The 19,180-nt window shown below is 50.8% G+C and carries 19 protein-coding genes and 1 pseudogene; 7 read left to right on the forward strand and 13 right to left on the reverse strand.

Features of this window, described 5'->3' with window-relative positions; genetic code table 11:
- Together ytrH and ytrI are read left to right on the forward strand one after the other, a co-directional pair.
- Nucleotides 1-342 (forward strand): sporulation membrane protein YtrH, encoded by a 342-nt coding sequence (gene ytrH, locus ACR1UW_RS14760; RefSeq protein WP_033008565.1) that lies wholly within the window; start codon nucleotides 1-3, stop codon nucleotides 340-342.
- On the forward strand, nucleotides 339-842 hold the full coding sequence (ytrI, locus tag ACR1UW_RS14765; RefSeq protein ID WP_498933897.1) for a sporulation membrane protein YtrI: 504 nt from the start codon (nucleotides 339-341) through the stop codon (nucleotides 840-842). The genes ytrH and ytrI overlap by 4 nt, the downstream gene beginning before the upstream one ends.
- 131 nt (nucleotides 843-973) lie before the next feature.
- Here ytrI and ACR1UW_RS14770 read toward each other — a convergent pair whose 3' ends face one another.
- Nucleotides 974-1,921 carry a DHH family phosphoesterase gene (locus ACR1UW_RS14770; RefSeq protein WP_033008569.1) on the reverse strand — a complete coding sequence of 316 codons (948 nt, stop codon included), beginning with the start codon at nucleotides 1,919-1,921 and terminating at the stop codon, nucleotides 974-976.
- A gap of 100 nt (nucleotides 1,922-2,021) precedes the next feature.
- Between ACR1UW_RS14770 and ACR1UW_RS14775 the strand changes: the two genes are divergently transcribed.
- On the forward strand, nucleotides 2,022-2,330 hold the full coding sequence (locus ACR1UW_RS14775) for a YtpI family protein (protein WP_033014458.1): 309 nt from the start codon (nucleotides 2,022-2,024) through the stop codon (nucleotides 2,328-2,330).
- A 71-nt stretch (nucleotides 2,331-2,401) separates the two neighbouring features.
- Here the strand turns inward: ACR1UW_RS14775 and ACR1UW_RS14780 are convergent, their stop codons facing one another.
- Nucleotides 2,402-3,709: a CBS domain-containing protein gene (locus ACR1UW_RS14780; protein WP_094239081.1), complete on the reverse strand. Its 1,308-nt coding sequence runs from the start codon at nucleotides 3,707-3,709 to the stop codon at nucleotides 2,402-2,404.
- A gap of 115 nt (nucleotides 3,710-3,824) precedes the next feature.
- A complete protein-coding gene (locus ACR1UW_RS14785) occupies nucleotides 3,825-4,505 on the reverse strand; it encodes a metal-dependent hydrolase (RefSeq protein WP_015375596.1) in 681 nt (226 codons plus the stop codon).
- A 138-nt stretch (nucleotides 4,506-4,643) separates the two neighbouring features.
- Here ACR1UW_RS14785 and ACR1UW_RS14790 point away from each other — a divergent pair, with 138 nt between their 5' ends.
- The gene (locus tag ACR1UW_RS14790) at nucleotides 4,644-5,738 is read left to right on the forward strand and encodes a M24 family metallopeptidase (protein WP_094239082.1); all 1,095 of its coding nucleotides are present in this window, start codon (nucleotides 4,644-4,646) and stop codon (nucleotides 5,736-5,738) included.
- A 130-nt stretch (nucleotides 5,739-5,868) separates the two neighbouring features.
- On the opposite strand, the gene ald is transcribed toward ACR1UW_RS14790, so the two are convergent.
- The 3 genes from ald to ACR1UW_RS14805 form a co-directional block, all read right to left on the reverse strand.
- A complete protein-coding gene (gene ald / locus ACR1UW_RS14795) occupies nucleotides 5,869-6,987 on the reverse strand; it encodes an alanine dehydrogenase (RefSeq protein ID WP_237420696.1) in 1,119 nt (372 codons plus the stop codon).
- An 88-nt stretch (nucleotides 6,988-7,075) separates the two neighbouring features.
- Entirely contained in the window at nucleotides 7,076-7,840 is a 765-nt protein-coding gene (locus tag ACR1UW_RS14800) for an SDR family oxidoreductase (RefSeq protein ID WP_013144502.1), read from the reverse strand.
- 96 nt (nucleotides 7,841-7,936) lie between these two features.
- Nucleotides 7,937-8,077, reverse strand: coding sequence for a hypothetical protein (locus ACR1UW_RS14805; RefSeq protein WP_011232228.1), 141 nt, complete (start codon nucleotides 8,075-8,077; stop codon nucleotides 7,937-7,939).
- A gap of 112 nt (nucleotides 8,078-8,189) precedes the next feature.
- On the opposite strand from ACR1UW_RS14805, the gene ACR1UW_RS14810 reads away from it, so the two are divergent.
- Complete coding sequence (locus ACR1UW_RS14810; protein ID WP_341084821.1) at nucleotides 8,190-8,636, forward strand: universal stress protein; 447 nt, start codon at nucleotides 8,190-8,192, stop codon at nucleotides 8,634-8,636.
- An 86-nt stretch (nucleotides 8,637-8,722) separates the two neighbouring features.
- Here the strand turns inward: ACR1UW_RS14810 and argH are convergent, their stop codons facing one another.
- The 3 genes from argH to ACR1UW_RS14825 all read right to left on the reverse strand — a co-directional run bounded on the left by argH (nucleotide 8,723) and on the right by ACR1UW_RS14825 (nucleotide 12,789).
- Complete coding sequence (argH, locus tag ACR1UW_RS14815) at nucleotides 8,723-10,102, reverse strand: argininosuccinate lyase (protein ID WP_100659269.1); 1,380 nt, start codon at nucleotides 10,100-10,102, stop codon at nucleotides 8,723-8,725.
- 42 nt (nucleotides 10,103-10,144) lie between these two features.
- Nucleotides 10,145-11,365: an argininosuccinate synthase gene (locus ACR1UW_RS14820; RefSeq protein WP_033008582.1), complete on the reverse strand. Its 1,221-nt coding sequence runs from the start codon at nucleotides 11,363-11,365 to the stop codon at nucleotides 10,145-10,147.
- 176 nt (nucleotides 11,366-11,541) lie between these two features.
- Nucleotides 11,542-12,789 (reverse strand): RNA-guided endonuclease InsQ/TnpB family protein, encoded by a 1,248-nt coding sequence (locus ACR1UW_RS14825; RefSeq protein WP_096225147.1) that lies wholly within the window; start codon nucleotides 12,787-12,789, stop codon nucleotides 11,542-11,544.
- A gap of 211 nt (nucleotides 12,790-13,000) precedes the next feature.
- Between ACR1UW_RS14825 and ACR1UW_RS14830 the strand changes: the two genes are divergently transcribed.
- Together ACR1UW_RS14830 and ACR1UW_RS14835 are read left to right on the forward strand one after the other, a co-directional pair.
- On the forward strand, nucleotides 13,001-13,336 hold the full coding sequence (locus ACR1UW_RS14830) for a hypothetical protein (protein ID WP_429880780.1): 336 nt from the start codon (nucleotides 13,001-13,003) through the stop codon (nucleotides 13,334-13,336).
- A gap of 73 nt (nucleotides 13,337-13,409) precedes the next feature.
- Nucleotides 13,410-14,411 (forward strand): annotated as a pseudogene (locus ACR1UW_RS14835) (acetate--CoA ligase); the annotation flags it as partial.
- 43 nt (nucleotides 14,412-14,454) lie between these two features.
- Here ACR1UW_RS14835 and ACR1UW_RS14840 read toward each other — a convergent pair.
- Genes ACR1UW_RS14840 through ACR1UW_RS14855 form a run of 4 tightly spaced genes read right to left on the reverse strand, consistent with a single transcriptional unit; the run spans nucleotide 14,455 to nucleotide 19,175 of the window.
- Nucleotides 14,455-15,561, reverse strand: coding sequence for an ArsR/SmtB family transcription factor (locus ACR1UW_RS14840; protein ID WP_023633832.1), 1,107 nt, complete (start codon nucleotides 15,559-15,561; stop codon nucleotides 14,455-14,457).
- Between the two features lie 23 nt (nucleotides 15,562-15,584).
- Nucleotides 15,585-16,781, reverse strand: a complete 1,197-nt coding sequence (locus ACR1UW_RS14845) for an ATP-grasp domain-containing protein (protein ID WP_011232235.1) — start codon at nucleotides 16,779-16,781, stop codon at nucleotides 15,585-15,587.
- Nucleotides 16,774-18,003 carry an ATP-grasp domain-containing protein gene (locus ACR1UW_RS14850; protein ID WP_498933904.1) on the reverse strand — a complete coding sequence of 410 codons (1,230 nt, stop codon included), beginning with the start codon at nucleotides 18,001-18,003 and terminating at the stop codon, nucleotides 16,774-16,776. Before ACR1UW_RS14850 ends, ACR1UW_RS14845 begins: the two co-directional genes overlap by 8 nt.
- Nucleotides 18,000-19,175: an MFS transporter gene (locus ACR1UW_RS14855; RefSeq protein ID WP_498933906.1), complete on the reverse strand. Its 1,176-nt coding sequence runs from the start codon at nucleotides 19,173-19,175 to the stop codon at nucleotides 18,000-18,002. Before ACR1UW_RS14855 ends, ACR1UW_RS14850 begins: the two co-directional genes overlap by 4 nt.
- Nucleotides 19,176-19,180: the final 5 nt, after the last annotated feature.

Genomic DNA, 19,180 nt, shown 5'->3' on the forward strand with positions numbered 1-19,180 from the left:
ATGGACGAAAAAGCAGCGTTTTTGCCGGCGTTGATCCAAAGCTATTTTATCGCGGTCGGCGTGTTGCTTGGCGGCGCCATCATCGGCGCGCTCGGCGCTTTTTTGAGCGGCGGCCAGCCGCTGACGGCCATGTACCGGTTTGCCGGCGACTTGCGCATTTGGGCGGTCGTCGCCGCCATCGGCGGAACGTTTGATACGTTTTACGTCGTCGAGCGAGGGCTGTTTCTCGGGGAAACAAAAGACATTGTGCGGCAGTTTTTGCTCATTTTGTCCGCCATGGGCGGCGCGCAAACAGGAGTGGCGATCATTACGTGGCTGACACAGGAGCACATTTCGCCATGAGAATTCCTCCGTATTACCAATATCCGTCATGGCAGCGTTTTTTCGCCGGCGTAGCGATTGGGGCGCTCATCAGCTGGTTTGTCTTTTTGTACATTTTCGGCGTCCTGCAGGAAAAGCAGGTGCGGCACGTCAATGAGCTGAACGAGCAGATCGCCGACTTGCAAAATGAAATTCGCATTTGGCAAGAAGACTATATCCATTACAACAAAGAAATGAAAAAAAAGCTGACCGTGCAGGACGTGTCCGTCCATCTTGTCAACGCCAAGCAATACAAGCTTGATTCGTACACAGCGTTCCGCATCGAAGACAGTGTGAAAGAAGATTTGTCCCATTTAATCACCAAAGATATTGAAACGGTGTACAACAGCCGCGAGCTGATCAAGCGGGCAATTGAAAACAAAACGTATACGATCCACGAAAAAGAGTACCGGCTGGAAATTCATACGCTCACCATTTTCACCCTTTTGGCTGTGGAAGTGAAATTGAAGCCGCTCCCTTAACACGCCATGCAGCCGACAAACGAGAAAAGCCAAAACAAACCGACACCCCGACGCCGACAAGAGCGCCGGACGCTGCATCAGGCGGCAAAAGAGGGGGCGGCGCCGCATGACGCCCTTCTCGCCCCCTTCTGTTACCGTTCCGCCCGGCAAACGGCTCTCACCTCTTCAACAATGCGGTCGGCTTCTTCCCATGAAGCGATCGACGCGCCGGCCGCCAGCGGATGGCCGCCGCCGCCATGCCGCTTGGCGACGACATTGATGACCGGCCCTTTCGAACGAAAACGCACGCGAATCTCCTTCTCCTCCTCAACGAAAAACACCCAGGCGATGATGCCATCAATGTTGCCGAGCAGCCCGACAAGCTGCGACGCTTCAAGCGGGGTGACGCCGTATTCTTCGAGCAGCGCCCGCGGCATTTTCACCGCCGCCACTCCTTCATCGATCGTGAAATTCGACAGCACATAACCGCTCAAACGGGCGAGCGGCAGGCTCGTCCGGTACAGCCCGTCATACAATTCCGTCAGCGAAAAGCCGTACGAAATGAGCTCTCCGGCATAGCGAAACGTTTTTTCGCTCGTGCGCGGAAACAAAAAACGGCCCGTGTCGCCGACAATGCCGGCGTAAATCAGGCGCGCCGCCTCGGCGGTCATCGTCAGCCCGTCGTCTTTGCCGGCCAAATACAGTTCGTAAATCATTTCGCTCGTCGAGCTGGCGTCGGTGTCAACCCACATGATGTCGCCGTACGGCGTATCGTTCGGATGGTGGTCGATTTTGATCAGCTTCCGCCCGAGCCGGTAGCGGCTGTCACAAATCCGCTCTTCGTTCGCCGTGTCACAGACAATCACGAGCGCCTGTTCATAGGCGCCATCGTCAATGACATCCATTTGACGTAAAAATGACAACGATGGATCATCCGTCCCCACCGCATACACTTGTTTTTCCGGAAACGACGCCCGAAGCAGCGCCGCCAGCCCGCCTTGCGACCCGTACGCGTCCGGGTCCGGGCGCACGTGGCGATGGATGATGATCGTATCAAATTGGCGAATCGTTTCAAGAATGTCCCGGCAAACGTCTTTCATCACTTCGTCCCCTTTTTATGGCTTGTCATTTTCAACCGCTGGCATTTTTCCGCGCTTCTATGTACAATGGAAAAAGAAACGGACTACGGAGGGAGCCAGCATGCCCGTATTGGTTATTTTCATTATATTTTCCTTTTCGTTTTACGTCTATTATAAAATCCGCTACGTTCGCTCGCAGCGCCCGATGGAGCGCCGCTTCCTCTCGGCGAAATCGAGCATGGCGCTCGGGCTGTTTGTCGCCTTGTTCGGAGTCAACCAATTGTTTTTGTATCAGACAACTGTCACCTATATCATCTCCTCCATCTTTATCGCCCTAGGCGCCGGCAGCGTCTGGGCCGGCTGCCGCGCCTACCGCTGCTATCTGCCGCAGGCGATCGAAGAGGCGGAAAAAGCGGCGAAACAAAGCTGACCATAACCGTTCACAGCGAAAGGGAAAGGATGTCCAGCAACAAAGGGCGGACATCCTTTTTTCGTTGTCGATTACCGGTCGATCAGCTGGCACATCATCATCGCCTTCCCGACGATGGCGCCTTCATTGTACACCTCGACGTCCACTTTTCCGAACTTGCGCCCGAGCTCTAAAAGCTTCGCCTGCACGTCGACTGTAGTGTCGATTTGCACCGGCTTGATGAAATAAATCGTAATGCTTTCCATCACCAAATCGCCGCGTTTGTACGCCCGCAGCATCCGCGCCGCCGCTTCGGTGACGATCGTCGTAAACACGCCGTACGAGAGTGTCCCTAAATAGTTCGTCATTTGCGGCGTGATCGTGCAGCGAAACAGCGTTTCTTTGTCGCCTGACTCGCGGAACTGGGCGGTGACGAGGTCATCGATCGTCTCGCCGACTTGCGGCTGGCGCTGCGCCATTTGCAGCGCTTTTAACACGTCTTGGCGGCTGATGATCCCTTGCAGCCGGTTATGGTCATCAACAACCGGAAGCAGTTCAATCCCTTCCCATACCATGATGTGCGAGGCAAATGCGACCGATGTTTTTCCGTTCACCGTAATCGGCTGCTTCGTCATCACCTTTTCGACCGGCAGCTGCCGGTCGACATCCAGCACGTCTTTTGCCGTCACAATGCCTTGCACTTTCAACTGGTCGTCGACGACCGGAAACCGGGTATGGCGCGTCTCGCGATTTAGCGCATACCAGCGCTCGACGGGATCGTCTGTATATAAATAGGCTGTTTTCTCGACAGGGGTGACAATGTCCTCAACGAGCACAATCTCCTTTTTGATCAGCTGGTCATAAATCGCCCGGTTGATCATCGTCGCAACCGTAAACGTGTCATAGCTCGTCGAAATGATCGGCAGCTGCCGCTCATCGGCGAGCTTTTTCACGTGGTCGGCCGTGTCAAACCCGCCGGTGATGAGCACGGCCGCCCCGGCTTCAAGCGCCAGTTCGTGCGCCTTCGTCCGGTTGCCGACGATAAGCAAATCCCCTGCACCCGTATAGCGCATCATTGCCTCCAGCTGCATCGCCCCAATGACGAAGCGGTTGAGCGTCTTGTGCAGCCCTTCCCGCCCGCCGAGCACTTGTCCGTCGACAATGTTGACGACTTCAGCGTACGTGAGCTTCTCAATGTTTTCCTTCCGCTTTTTCTCGATCCGAATCGTGCCGACGCGCTCGATCGTGCTTACGTATCCTTTGTTCTCCGCATCTTTGATCGCTCGGTACGCCGTTCCTTCGCTCACGCCCATTTCCTTGGCGATCTGCCGGACGGAAATTTTCTCGCCGATCGGCAGCCGGTGGATGTATTCTAAAATTTGTTCATGTTTGGTCGCCAACGGTCTTCACCCTTTACGCATTGTTACTTTCATTATACAGGGCTCAGCAGCGGGGATTCAACGATCGCGCCGGCCATCAGAAAGCGCCCTTCCCAAAGTGGGAAGGGCGCCGCTGTTACAGCTCGATGCTTTCGCCTGGCTTCAGAGCACGGCCGACACCCGACGGTAGAAGCGAGACGAACCGTTCGGGGTCTTGGACAATCGGCGGGAACGTGTTGTAATGGATCGGCACGACGAGTTTCGCTCCGAGCCACTCGGCGGCAACGGCCGCGTCTTCCGGCCCCATCGTGAAGCTGTCCCCAATCGGCAAAAAGGCGACATCGATGTTATGGCGCTCGCCGATCAGCTTCATGTCGGAAAACAGCCCGGTGTCGCCGGCATGGTAGATCGTTTTCCCTTCGGCCGTGAACAAAATGCCGGTCGGCATGCCTAAATAAATGATTTGCTTGTCCTCGGTCACAAACCCGGAGCTGTGGAACGCCTGCGTCAACTTGACCGTGCCAAAGTCAAATTCGCGCGCCCCGCCGATGTTCATGCCGAACGTTTCAACCCCTTGCCAGCTTAAATATGTCGCCAGCTCAAATGTGGCCACGACAAGGGCGTTGTTCCGCTTGGCGATCTCCACCGTATCGCCGACATGATCCCCGTGCCCGTGCGTGAGCAAAATGACATCCGCTTTCACATCCGCCGCGTTCAAATCGGTCGTCGCATTGCCGGTGATGAACGGGTCGATCAAAATCGTTTTTCCGTTCGTCTCAATGCGGACAACCGAATGGCCATGGTAGCTGATTTTCATCGTCACATCTCCCCCTTCCCTTCCCATGATTCGCCGCCATTCGCCCATTTCCTTCTTTTCCTGCCTGTCCATTTACAAATGGCCCGTTTCTTGGTACGCTCAAAATGGACAACAGTGAAAAAAGGAAGGAATGGGACGATGAACAAACGGCTGCAAGCATTTTCCTCTTGGCTTCAACAACAACATAGTTCATTCGCCTTCGTCACGTCAAGTGCGAACGTGTTTTATTTGAGCGGATTTCGGTGCGACCCGCACGAACGGTTGCTGGCGCTTTTGGTCTTTCCTGACGGCGAGCCCGCGCTCGTCTGCCCGCAAATGGAAGTCCCGCGCGCCCGCCGGAGCGGCTTTGGGCATACGGTGATCGGCTACGACGACAGCGCCGACCCGTGGGAAGAGATCGAGCGCCATCTCAAAGCGCGCGGTGTCAAGGCCGTCTCGATTGCCGTCGAAAAAAACGATTTGTCGTTCGCCCGTTTCGAGCGGCTCTCGGCGCTGTTTCCGAACGCCCAATGGCTCGATGCCGAAGAAAAGCTGCGCCAGCTTCGCCTGATCAAAGATGAGCAGGAAATGAAAGCGCTGCGCCAGGCGACGGAGCTGGCCGACAAAGCGGTCGAAATCGGCGTCTCGGCCATTCGCCCGGGCGTGACGGAGCTTGAACTTGTCGCCGTCATTGAATATGAGCTGAAAAAACTCGGCGTTGAAGGGATGTCGTTTCCCACGACCGTGCTTGCAGGCGCCAAATCAGCCGACCCGCACGGCGTGCCGGGAACGGCGGCGGTCGCACCGGGGGATTTCGTGCTGTTCGATTTGGGCGTCATCGTCGATGGGTATTGCTCCGACATTACCCGCACCGTCGTCTGTCAGACGGCAAGCGACGAACAGCGGCTCATGTACGATACCGTTCGGCGCGCCCAGCAGGCGGCGATCGACGCCTGCCGCCCGCAAACCGCGATGAAGGAGATCGACCGCTCCGCTCGAAACGTCATCGAACAAGCCGGCTACGGCCCGTACTTCACCCACCGCGTCGGGCACGGCTTAGGAATCGAAATCCACGAATACCCATCGCTTCATGGCGCCAACCCCGACCCGCTCGCTCCCGGCATGGTGTTTACGATCGAACCGGGCATTTACGTCCCATCCATCGGCGGCGTGCGCATTGAAGACGATGTCGCGGTCACGAACAACGGCGTTGAGGTGTTGACGTCGTTTTCGAAGGAATTGATCATTGTATAACGAGAAAAACCATTGGCAAAAGCTTCTGCGAATAAGCGCACGAACAAAGCTGTCCACCGGCCCGATCCCCAAGCCGATTCGGACAGCTTTGTTTTCTCATCGCCATCAAGGCGGCTCCATCTTCATGGTTTCATCCGTGCAACAACGAATGAACATCCGTATACGGCATGTTGTGCGCCGCCGCGACCGCTTCGTACACGATGTGCCCGTCGAGCGTGTTGATCCCTTTTAACAGCGCCGGGTTATCCAAGCACGCGGCGCGGTAGCCTTTGTTGGCGATTTGCAAGGCGTATGGGATCGTGACGTTCGTAAGCGCGAATGTCGACGTGCGCGGCACCGCGCCCGGCATGTTGGCGACGGCGTAATGGACGACGCCGTGCTTGACGTATGTCGGATCGTCGTGCGTCGTGACGCGGTCGGTCGTTTCGAAAATGCCGCCTTGGTCAATGGCGATGTCGACCAACACCGATCCCGGCGTCATCGAGCGCACCATCTCTTCCGTCACCAGCTTCGGCGCTTTCGCCCCCGGGATCAAGACGGCGCCGACGACCAAATCCGATTCGCGCACGCACTCGGCGATATGGTACGAGTTGGACATGAGCGTCGTCACGTGGTCGCCGAACAAATCATCGAGCTCGCGCAGCCGCTCGGCGTTAATGTCCAAAATCGTCACGTCCGCCCCGAGGCCGACCGCGATTTTCGCCGCGTTCGTCCCCGCTGTGCCGCCGCCGATGATCGTCACTTTGCCGCGCCGCACCCCGGGCACGCCGCCAAGCAAAATGCCTTTCCCGCCGTGCGGCTTCTCGAGAAACTGGGCGCCGACTTGCACCGACATGCGGCCGGCGACTTCACTCATCGGCGTCAACAGCGGCAGCGAACCGTTCGCCAGCTGCACCGTCTCGTAAGCGATGCCGACCACTTTTTGCTCGACGAGCGCTTTCGTGAGCGCTTCGGCCGCGGCCAAATGCAAATACGTAAATAAAATGAGCCCAGGACGGAAATAGCGGAACTCCTCAGGCAGCGGTTCTTTCACTTTCAACACCATCTCCGCCGTCCAAGCATCTTCCGCGTTCGGCACGATCACTGCCCCGGCTTTTTCATACTCGGAATCGGAAAACCCCGACCCAGCGCCGGCTTCCGTCTCCACATACACGTCATGCCCCGCTTTGACGAGCGTCATCACGCCTGCCGGAGTGATGGCGACGCGGTTTTCATTGTTTTTGATTTCTTTTGGAATGCCGATCTTCATCACATTTCCTCCTTTTTCCTTCCCACTTCTTCCTTTTATTGTGCCCCGTTTCGCACAAAAGCAAACGAAAAAGGAGGAGGCGCTGGTCTCAACGGAAAAGGTGGCGGTAAATGACGTTCGCTCCGCCGGTGACGTCAATGACGGCGCCGGTGATGAAATCCGAGTCGTCCTCGCATAAAAACGCGATCACGCGGGCGATATCTTCACCAGTCCCCGGGCGTCCGACCGGCGTTTCCGCATCCCTTCTCGCGCGGGCGTCGGCGATCCCCGCCTCTTTCATGGCGCCGACAATATTGCCTGGGCACACCATATTGGCGGTAATGCCATATTCCGCCTCTTCCAGGGCGATCGTTTTCGTCAGCGATACAAGCCCGACTTTCGCCGCGCCGAACGCCGAACGGTGCACCCAGCCCGGGGCATCCGCCGCTCCTTGAAATCCGTACGTAATGATGCGGCCAAACCGTTGTTTTCGCATAATCGGGATCGTCCTTCTCACTAAATGGAAGACCGAGCTCAAATTGCCTTCAATCATTTCGTACCATTCGTCTTCCGTATAATCGGCCAGCTTTTTCCGCTCAAAAATGTACGGCCCTGCATTGTTGATGAGGCAGTCAATGCGGCCAAACCGCTCCATGGCGGCGTCCACAAGCGCCGCTAAATCGTTTTTGTCCGTCACATCTCCCTGCACAAACTGGAGGCGGTCAGCGGCGCCGCGGTACTTCTCGGCAAGCGAGCGCACCGCCTGTTCATCGCTCCGGTAGTTCACCGTCACCGAGTAGCCTTTATCAAGCAGCAGCTCGGTCACTTTTCTCCCCAATCCTTTCGCTCCGGCCGTAATCAAGGCGTGCCGCACCCTTCTCCCTCCTCGTCGCGATTTGCTGTCTCATTTTTACTTTACTACAAACCGGAGCGAATACAAAAAAATAACCATAACGCGCAGGCGCTATGGCTATTCGCCGACTTCGCGGCGCGGGTCGTAATACGATTCATCCTCGTCAACAATGCCGCTTTCATACGACTCGGTAATTTGCTCGGTGATCGTCCGCACTTCCTCCTCATCGTACTGCCAGTCGTTATACCGCTTTTCCATTGCTCTTCCTCCCCTGTTCACAAAATCTCAATATATGGCCTAGTTTCTCGTCAAAGGGCGATGGGTATACCATATATAGAGATAGCATTTTTAACCAAAGGGAGGGGAGAACATGACCATGACCTACCAAACGATCGTCGTCGCCGTCGATGGCTCGAAGGAAGCGGAATGGGCGTTGAAAAAAGCGATCCAAATCGCCAAGCGAAACGGGGCGAAACTCATTTTGACCCACATCATCGACTCGCGCGGCTTTACGACCGTTGAAGCGCACGATTATGCCCTCGCCGAACGTTCGGAACAGTATGCGAACGAATTGCTTGAGCGGTATAAAAACGAAGCCGTCGCCGCTGGACTCGACGATGTGGACACCGCGGTCGAATTCGGCTCGCCGAAAGTGAAAATCGCCAAAGACGTCGCTCCGAAATACAAAGCCGACCTCATCATTTGCGGGGCGACCGGGTTGAACGCGGTCGAGCGGTTTCTGATTGGCAGTGTCTCGGAAAACATCGTCCGCTATGCGAAATGCGATGTGCTCGTTGTAAGGACGCCGAAAGAATAATGTCTTCGTCACATGAAGCAGATGGACCGAAAAACTTCCTTGTCCGATGCGAAAACATGTGACGGTCAAAAAAGAACACCCCGCCGTTACGGGGTGTTTAGCTTTTCTTTCGCTTTTTCAAGCGCCGCCCGCACTTCGGCAAAACCGGTGCCGCCGGCGCTGTTGCGGCGGTTGACGGCCGTGCGCGGGTTCAAGGCGTCATAAATGTCTGCGTCAAAGAGCGGCGACGCCTCCTTATACACGTCAAGCGGCAAGTCGGCCAAAAAGACGCCTTTCTCAATGCAAAGCAGCACGAGCTTGCCGACGACCTCATGCGCCTCGCGGAACGGCATGCCTTTGGCCGCCAAGTAATCGGCAAGCTCGGTCGCGTTTGAAAAGTCTTGTTTCGTCGCCCGCTCCATCACGTCCGTGCGCACGTTCATCGTCTCAATCATACCGGTGAAAATTTTCAGCGACCCGACGACCGTCTTTACTGTATCAAACATGCCTTCTTTATCTTCTTGCATGTCCTTGTTGTAGGCGAGCGGCAGCCCTTTCATCACCGTGAGAAGCGCCATCAAATGGCCGTACACGCGGCCGGTTTTGCCGCGGATGAGCTCGGCCATGTCCGGGTTTTTCTTTTGCGGCATGATGCTGCTGCCGGTCGCAAACGCATCATCAAGCTCAATGAACTGAAACTCTTGGCTCGACCAAAGGATGAGCTCTTCAGCGAGCCGCGACAAGTGCATCATGAGCATCGAGCTGTTGCTTAAAAACTCGATGATGAAATCGCGGTCGCTCACCGCATCCAAGCTGTTTTCGTAAAGATCGGCAAAACCCAACAGCTCCGCCGTCCGCCGCCGGTCGATCGGAAACGTCGTTCCGGCGAGCGCCCCGGCGCCGAGCGGCGAGCGGTTAATCCGTTTCAGCGACTCAGAAAAACGTTCATAGTCCCGCTCGAGCATCCAAAAATACGCAAGCAAATGATGGGCAAACGAAATCGGCTGCGCCCGCTGCAAATGCGTATACCCGGGCATGATCGTGTCGACATGTTTGTCGGCTTGAGCGACAAGCGCCCGCTGCAGCCCGCGGATGAGACTGAGAATCTCTTCAACGCGCTTGCGCAAGTATAAATGCATATCGGTCGCCACTTGGTCGTTCCGGCTCCGTCCGGTGTGCAACTTGCCGCCGACCGGGCCGATGTCGTCGATCAACATTTTTTCAATGTTTAAATGAATGTCTTCATACGCGACGGAAAACTCGAGTTCCCCCCGCTTCGCTTTTTCGAGCAGCCGCAGGAGTCCGCTCTTGATCTTCTCGACATCTTCCGCCGGCAAAATGCCGCACTCGCCAAGCATTGTCACATGGGCAAGGCTGCCTTCAATGTCTTCTTCCACCAGCTCCTGGTCGAACGGGATCGACGCGCCAAACTCGTCGACCCATTCTTCCGCTGTTTTCGTAAACCGTCCGCCCCAAAGTTTTTTCACGAATCTCGCCGCAGAGGAATGCGACTTCCTCCTTCCTTTTCCTTATTGGCCGGCCGATACCGACGCTTTGTGTTGCTTGTTGACGATGCTGTTGACTTTCGTCGGCAGACCGTACAGCGAGATGAACCCGACCGCCGCTTGATGGTCAAACTCGTCTTCCGACGTGTACGTCGCCAGCTTTTCATCATAAAGCGAGAACGGCGATTTGCGCCCTTCGACGATCGCATGGCCTTTAAACAGCTTCACGCGCACGACGCCGGTGACGTTTTTCTGCGTTTCTTTCAAAAACGCGACAAGCGCGTCTTTGAGCGGCGAAAACCACAGGCCGTTGTAAATGACTTCGGCGATTTTTTGCTCGATGATCGGTTTGAAATGGGCGACTTCTCTCACCAATGTCAAGTCTTCGAGCTCTTTATGCGCTTTGATGAGCGTGATCGCCCCCGGGCATTCGTACACTTCGCGCGACTTAATGCCGACAAGGCGGTTTTCGACGTGGTCGATGCGGCCGACGCCGTGCTTGCCGGCCAACGCGTTCAGCTCCAAAATCAATTGCGCGAGCGGATACGCCTTGCCGTTTAACGTCACCGGCACGCCTTGTTCAAAGCCGATCTCGATGACATCCGGCACATCCGGCGCGTTCTCAAGCGAAGCCGTCAGCTCATACGCCTCTTCCGGCGGAGCCGCCCACGGGTCTTCCAAAATGCCGCACTCGTTGCTGCGGCCCCACAAGTTTTGGTCGATCGAAAACGGGCTGTCCAGGTCGACCGGAATCGGAATGCCGTGCTGTTTCGCGTATTCGATTTCTTCCTCGCGCGACCAGCTCCACTCGCGCACCGGGGCGATGACGTCCAAGTCCGGATTGAGCGCGTTGATCGACACTTCAAAGCGCACTTGGTCGTTCCCTTTCCCCGTGCAGCCGTGGGCGACCGCCACCGCGCCTTCGAGCTCGGCGATTTCAACGAGTTTTTTCGCGATGAGCGGACGCGACAGCGCCGAGACGAGCGGATATTTCCCTTCATACAGGGCGTTCGCCTGCAGAGCGATGAGCGCATACTCGTTCGCAAACTCGTCTTTGACGTCGATGACATACGATTTGATCGCGCCGACTTTGAGCGCTTTTTCTTTCACGAAATCAAGGTCTTTTCCTTCCCCAAGGTCCAAGCAGCACGCGATCACATCATACCCGCGCTCCTGAAGCCATTTGATCGCCACCGATGTATCTAAACCGCCCGAGTAGGCCAACACCAATTTTGGATTTGCCATGGTCGTTCTCCTCTCCTGTCACATAAATATACTTAAATATAAATAAATATTCAAATTGAACACATTATCACTTTATCAGCTTTCCCGTGATTTTTCAATACTTATTCAGTGAACTACCCCCACTTAATTTTCTAGCGAAAATTTGAAGTGGGGGCTTCCAAAGAAGTTTGACTGCTTCAAGCAATCCTTATTCTTTGAGGCGTGTCCACTTCGCCGCTAGAGCATAAGACACTCAGGTCTACAGCTTTACTTTTCTTTAAGATGTTTAATGCGCCATTGACATCAGCATTAATTAGTTTGCCAGACTTTGTTCGATACAAGCCGCGCTTAATACGTTTGCCGCTGAACTTATATTCTTTTGGATTGTCGGCATTATATTCAGGAATCTCATCGCCGTCAAAAAAGCTGGCTTGAGACGTATAGGATTCTTCCTGTTTCAAGAATTCAATGCCGTAAAATTCACAAAGATATTCTAGTTTTTCTTTTATGTTACCGAGAGGAATATTGACAAAGTTTTGATTTGTCTTTTTTCCTAGATTCATATTGCGTTGCCATGTTTCCGCATAGCCAATGACAAGTTTGCCAATTTGATTTTCAATACAGTAGTTAATGATGTAACGGCAAGTCTTGTTGATATAATCATTCACTTTATTATTGCGATTCATAGCAAGCAAAGCCTGTTTACGAGTGGTGCCTTTGATTTTTTGCTTATCTTTTATGCTTTGAAGTCTGGCATTTTCTTTGTTAAACCATTGATTTATACTTTTTAATCTCCGCCCATCAATGATGAATGATCTGCCGTCTGATGTGACACAAGTGGCAACATTGTTTAATCCTAAATCAATTGCCAGTGCTTTTTGGTCGTTTAATTCTCTTTGATCTTCAGGCATTTCATATTTGTACTGAATCTCAAAGAACCTGGCATGATGCTTAGGAATGATTTCAATCTGCTTAATCTTTTTGTCCAGTAACACAGGCGGAATCGTTATCGTGATAGGCTTGTGAGTCTTTTTAAATAGGCGAGAATACGGTATCGTGAATTTGTTGCCGTCTATACGAATCTGGCCAATGATCAGTGAATGAAAGCCATCTTTTTTAAGATATTTTGGAATACTGATAGCCTTGTGGTCATATTTTCCTTGTTTGGCAAGACTGATCAAACCAAAGAAAGATTTAAAGGCTTCATTGACCTTTTTTAAAATTTGCTGTGCCATGTTGCTGTTTAACAGCTTATAGTTTTCGTTAGTTTTTGCAAGATGATAGTTTTTCTCATAATTAAGAAATTCCTTGTGTTCAAAATAGTATTGTCTGACATTGTACAATCCGACGTTGTACATGTTCTTGGCAATATGGCACAGTTCTCGAAGAGTCAAGTATTCTTCTTTGGTCAAACCATTTAGCTGTTGTTTGATACAAAAATACATGTTTTCACCTCCCATCTAACTATATTATACTATATTTTACTGAATCTATCCTATTTTCAGCAAAATATAGTTAAGGCGATTCATCTCCCACTTACTCCGCTTCGCTTCGTTGAAGTGGGAGTCTTCTCGCCTAATTAAGATAAAAAGAATAAAAATTCCTCACCGATATGCGGAAATGTTTCGTATAATAGAAAAAAAGGAGGCGGCAAGAATGAACGGCATCTTCATCGACGACAAGCGGCTCGGCATCCGCGTGCCGCATCTGGACAAGCCTTGGGAGGACTACAGCCCAAACGAACAAGAGGCGATTTTACTGGAATGGGAAACAATCCGCGGCATGATCCCCGACCGCATCGCCGCCCTGGAGCGGGAAATCAACGAAAAACAAGACGAACTCGGCGAAGAGCATGATTTTGAACGCTCCTGCCGGCTCAATGCCGACATTGCCGAACTCGCTTCGATCGTGAATGATTTATGGATTTGGTATCGGATCAGTCCCCATGTTTCCTTTGAAAAGGAAGCGGCGGTAAAACGCAAAATACGCTGACGAAACCGGCCGTCTCTTTTTTCTACGGCCATGTCGCCCCCGCCGCCCTTGCCGCGGCTTTCGCGACCACCTCCTTTATCCGTATATGCGCTATGCGATTGGCCTGCGCGATGACGATGTCTTTTTCGGCGGGGCGGATCCGGGCTGGGCGTACGGGCTCGTCTTTTGCACCTTTGCGCCGATGGCCTTTGGCGTGCCGATCGTCTTTTACGAAGGGCCGTTTAAGCCGGAGACGTGCTATTCCTTGATGGAAAAATACCGGGTGACCAATTTCGCGTACGCCCCGACCGCGTATCGGGCGATGGCGGCGGCCGGCGCGGACGTCATTCGCCGCTATCAACTGAACGTGCGCGCCATGAGCTCGGCGGGCGAGCCGCTCAATCCGGAAGTCATCCGCTTTTTCCAAGAGCACGTGGGCGTCACGATCCACGACCATTATGGCTTGTCGGAAACGTTGATGCTGATCGGAAACTTCAACGCCGCCGAGATGGACGTCCGGCCAGGCTCGATGGGATGGCCGCTGCCGGGCTTTGACGTCGCCCTGCTCGATGAGAACGGAACCCCAGTCGCCGACGGCGAAGTCGGACAAATTGCCTTTAACACCGACTCGATCCCCAACGTCTTTAAGGGGTATTGGAAAGACCCTGAAAAAACCGCCGAACGGCTTATCGGCAAGTGGTTTTTGACCGGCGATTTGGCGACAAAAGACGAAGACGGGTATTTCTGGTTCCAAGGACGGGCGGACGACATCATCTCGAGCGCCGGCTACCGCATCGGGCCTTTCGAAATTGAAAGCTGCCTCCTTGAGCATCCGGCTGTCGTCGAAGCAGCCGCCGTCGGAAAGCCGGATCCCGTCAAAGGGGAAATTGTCAAAGCGTTCGTCGTGCTCAGAGAAGGCTTTGCGCCGTCGGACGAGCTGGCCGAAGAGCTGTCCTTGTTCGTCAAAACGCGCTTATCCAAACATGAATACCCGCGCGAAGTCGAATTTGTCACCGAATTGCCGAAAACGCCGAGCGGAAAAATCCAGCGGTTCATCCTGCGCAATCAAGAAAGGGAAAAGCAGAAAAAAGCCTAACCCATAAAGAGGATGCCCCGGCAACGGAGCATCCTCTTGGCCGTTATGGCTCATCGTTTCCGATGCCCAAGATCTTCTTTAAAACGGAGCAATAGTTCTTCACTTCCTTTTCGTTGATCTCATAGAGGTGATAACCGTTTTCTTTCCGCTCAATGATCAGATTGGATTGCTTCAGGAGATTTAAATGCCGTGAAACGGTAGCAACCGTAATATTTAACTGATCGGCCATCTCCTGCGACTTCATGTTTTCTTCATTCGCAATAAATGACAATATTTTCATCCGAACGATTTCAGACAATGATTTGGCAATATCGGCAACATACTGAAGCTGCTCCTCATCATATCGGATCTCCATCCGATTTCCGCTCAAGGAAAGCTCTTTCCCGTTTATATAATGCCTTATATCATAAATAATATGAAGTTCACCGAGCCCCCAAACCAAAATAAATTTCGGTGACACAAAATACGAGGGATACAGTTTGATCAACTTCGTCTCTTTCGTCGGAAACTGTTCTGGGATTGGGTAATCGTACAATAGTTTTCGAACCATTTTCTCAATCCCCGACTGGTTGAGTTCCGCTCTCAATCGCTCATTCGCCTGATCCCAAAGAGGGGACAGGATTGGCTCAATATGGACGTAGCATTGCTGATAAAAATGTTCCCAAAGATAGGTCAGTTCCTGCAAATATTGCTCATAGTTCTGCGCGAATTCAAGCTGTTCGGCATTCACAAATCCGCCCAACGACGTGATTTTCGAGCGAATTTCATCAAACGGGGAAGCGGTTTGCGTTAGACAAATCTCGATCTCCTTTTCAGACAAGTAACGACCGAATAAATAATACAAAAACTCATACTGGGACACACGGTCGATATATGCCATGAGTTGAGAAAAGGTATGAGGAGCAGGCAAATCGACCAAAAATTCTGCGAGCTGTGCCCCATACTCATACCGACCGTAAAATTTTTTCAGCAACGATTCATGTTCCCGAAAAAACTGCTCAAAACGAGCAACCGGGAAATGAGGTTCACCATCCATTTTTCCCGATGAAATGTAACACTTCCTTAAACACGCCATCATTTCAAATAAAGAAGAGGTCGATAGTTCTACTTTACAATAATGGTTCACTTCTTCCATTGTGTATACAGCCATTCGACATCCCATACTTTCTGTTTTTATTCATGAACAATTTGATACTTCAACTGATCAACAAAATTGTCGCATAACCGCTGGCATTCTTCAACTGTCGACGAACAAACAATCACATGACCGGAGCGCGTATAAGAGTCCACCGTTTTCTTTATATGATCCCCTACTTGATAGTAGATGGCCCAATCTCGGATATATTCTCGATTGACTTCTGTGTCAAGAGAGATTTGTCGCAACATGCCCTCTGGAAACATAAAGAACTTGACAAGGCTTGCTTTTTTATAAATCGGTTTTACATCGGGCGGCATTTGGTTCATATAAGATAAAATTCCTAACTCATACTGGTTGAAACCAGACGCTAATTGATGTAAATAAGGGATAAAATCCCCCCCCGGTCTCGTATGCATTTCAATCACCACTGGTCTATCTTCTTCCACATCCCATTTAATCTCAATATGCCCCGGTCCATATTGGACATTCAACAAATGCAACGCTTTCATCACCACTTGTTCGATTCGTTTGACTTTCTGTTGTTCCAGTCTCGCCGGCACAATATGCCCAGTCTCTATAAAGTGAGGTTTTCCGGTTGTTTGTTTTTCGGTTATTCCTAAAATGAAATGGGTTCCTCTCCAAGATACCGTCTCCACACTATATTCCGGGCCTTTAATATACGGCTCCAAGATCCACTCGTGAGGATGATCTTGATTTCTCTTTAACCATTTTTCCCACTCCTGTTGATTGGAAATATAATCAACCTCTTTGCTTCCAAATCCGTCAAGCGGCTTGATGATGGCCGGTCTTGAATATGGAAACTGTTTAGGAAGAACAGATACCTTGCCACTCACAACGTCTAATCGTAATTCCGGATCCTTCCGCAAAATCTGGCGCATCAATCCTTTATTCCTCGTATTCACGACCGTTTCGAGCGAATTCGTTGGCAATTGCAACCTTTCACTAATATAAGCAGCCGTCTCTAGCCCTAATTCTGTAAAGCTTACGACGAGCTCCACTGTTTGATATAAACTCATGATTTTCTCAACAGTACAAAACACCTCTGTTTTCTCTGCAATGTCACGAACATAAAATACAACTTCGGCCAACTGCGCTATTTCCTTATCAATGCTTGAGTACCGATCCGCGACAATAATGGGTTTGAGTCCACATTGAAATGCTGCTTCCGCTCCATAACGGCTTGCCCCTAAAATAACAATGTATTTATTCATGTACAATCCCCCATTCCAATCGATCCATCGCCTCTTGTGTCGAGGAGATCGCGTTTTCCATACTATCGCCTTCTGCCATGACAAACCCTAACCTTTGGTAGCTGCTTTTAATTCCATTCGCCTTAAACGGCAACTTCCCTATACTTATTCTTTTTACTCCAGCTACTTTTTGCGCTTCCTCCATTCCCCTAACCGTTTGATATATCCCCTGCTCAACAGGCAGGATAAACTTAATGGCGGCATAGCGTTGTCTAGTGATCGTTACCTCTTCATATGTCCCGATTGATTGTAAAACAACATGCCTAACCATATCCACCCCTGCAGCGAATTCTACTAATTCGGGGATGCAGTCACCAGCCAGTCTAGGATTGACTTCAACCAAATATAAGTTGTTTCCGCGAACAAAAAATTCTATGTGCGCCGCTCCATAGTTTAATCCCAATAGGTCCAGCAGTTTTTTGCATCTTTCTTCTAAACTGGAAAAAGGATTTAGTTTCGGACCCGTTACATGTCCACATTCAACGGCATGAGGACCGTACGTTTCTTTTTTCGTAACGGATATTAATTTCCATCCATCAACTGTGTATAACATCTCGGCTGAAAATTCTTGTCCTTCAATCCATTCTTCAATCAGCCATTTCCTTGCCAGTTCATATCCGCGTTCATTACGCTGTCTTTGCCATTCGTGGCGCAGGGACAGTTCTAAATCACGACGATTTTGACAAATCGTCACCCCATTACTTCCACTATCATCTACAGGTTTGATGACACAGGGAAACGAGATCTCCAAATTTATGATTTCGTCAGGATGATGGATGATATGGAAAGCAGGTTGCAAAAACTCTCTAAAATGTTGACTTTCTAGATAAGTTCTCGTTATATGTTTATAACGGGCCCTTTTCAATGCTTCGATATCGTGACTCCTCACTCCCAAATAACTCGCTAATTCAGCAACTGGAATCAAGTGATAATCATCAAAAGCGAGGATTCCGGCAAATTTCACCTCAGAGCGTGCCAGTTCTTCTTTCATTCGATCCGTATCATACGTATTGATGATGACGACTTGATCAGCGAAGTTCAGCGGATGGTCATCTGTCATTGCGTTGTATTGTTCTAAGTCCATCGTCCAAAAATGGATTTTATAACCTAGTTGTTTAGCGATTTTCATCGCCTTCGTACCGGTACCTGTTGTATTCGTCTCGACAAATAACAAGTGCATCATCGCCAGTCCTTTCTCTCTACTTGATTTTTATTCGTGAAGAAAGACATTTTTCTATATGGCAGCTGAAACATATAGCCAATAAAAATCACAATGCCTATCATGGTCAAATAGAAAAAGGTTTGATGTCCAACGTACTGATATAAATTCAAACCAACGAATCCACCGATAGACTCCCACATTCCCCAAAGCACCCCTGATATTCCGAAGGCCCATGAAGAGCTTAACATCCCCTTTTTTTCTACAATCTGATGATCAATCGTAGGAACCCAAATGATTTCAGCCATGCTGAACAAGATCACGCTAACAAAGATGATCCAAAAATGATGTGAAATCCATAGCAAGAAATAAGATGCAGTGATGAGCATTAAGGCCAGCGCGTACCAATACTCCATTTTCCATTTCGGCTGTATTTTTGGATAGAAACCTTGAAGAACAATAATCGTCATCGCATTCACCGTAAAAAACAACCCTATCGTTTTTCCAGAAAAATGTTGAGAAACGACAACAGGAAAAGTTGTAAATAGTTGTGTGTACAAAAACCAAAATAACCCTGAAAAAGCAATAAATCTTATAAAGATAAAGAAATGCGGGTCCGATCTGCTGTTTTTAACGAATTGTACGATATTGATTCCCTTCTCTGCATCCTCAATGGTGATGCGAGGTAATAGCAACGAAACCCCCCCGGCCAAAACATAACAAACAATCGCCGCAATGATGATACCAAAAGAATTCCAGTCCAATAACCATCCACCTAGAAAAGGCCCAATAGAAGCACCGACGTTGACAGCGATGTTTAATAACGCAAAAGCCTGCAGCCTCTCATTTTCCTCTAATAAGGAAATATGTGTTTTCAAACTTACATTGTAAAGCGAGATCGATATCCCCAATAGCAACACGATCACGAATATCAATGTATAAGAATGAATGATCGTTAATATTGTTAGCAACAAAGCGGATCCCCATAGACCAACGATAAGACTGTTTTTGATCCCAAACTTGTTGACAACCCCCCCAACCAGCACATTACCCGCCTTTGATACAAACGTAAATGCCGCCACTGCCAAACTGGTTTCCGTAATATCCAGATCTTTCATTTTAACTAGCCATAAAGAAAGCAACGGAACATACACAAAAAAACCAACGGAATTGAAAACCCTGATGCCAAACGTCAAAATTC

It is taken from the genome of Geobacillus lituanicus (genome assembly GCF_050994965.1).
Classification (GTDB): domain Bacteria; phylum Bacillota; class Bacilli; order Bacillales; family Anoxybacillaceae; genus Geobacillus; species Geobacillus stearothermophilus.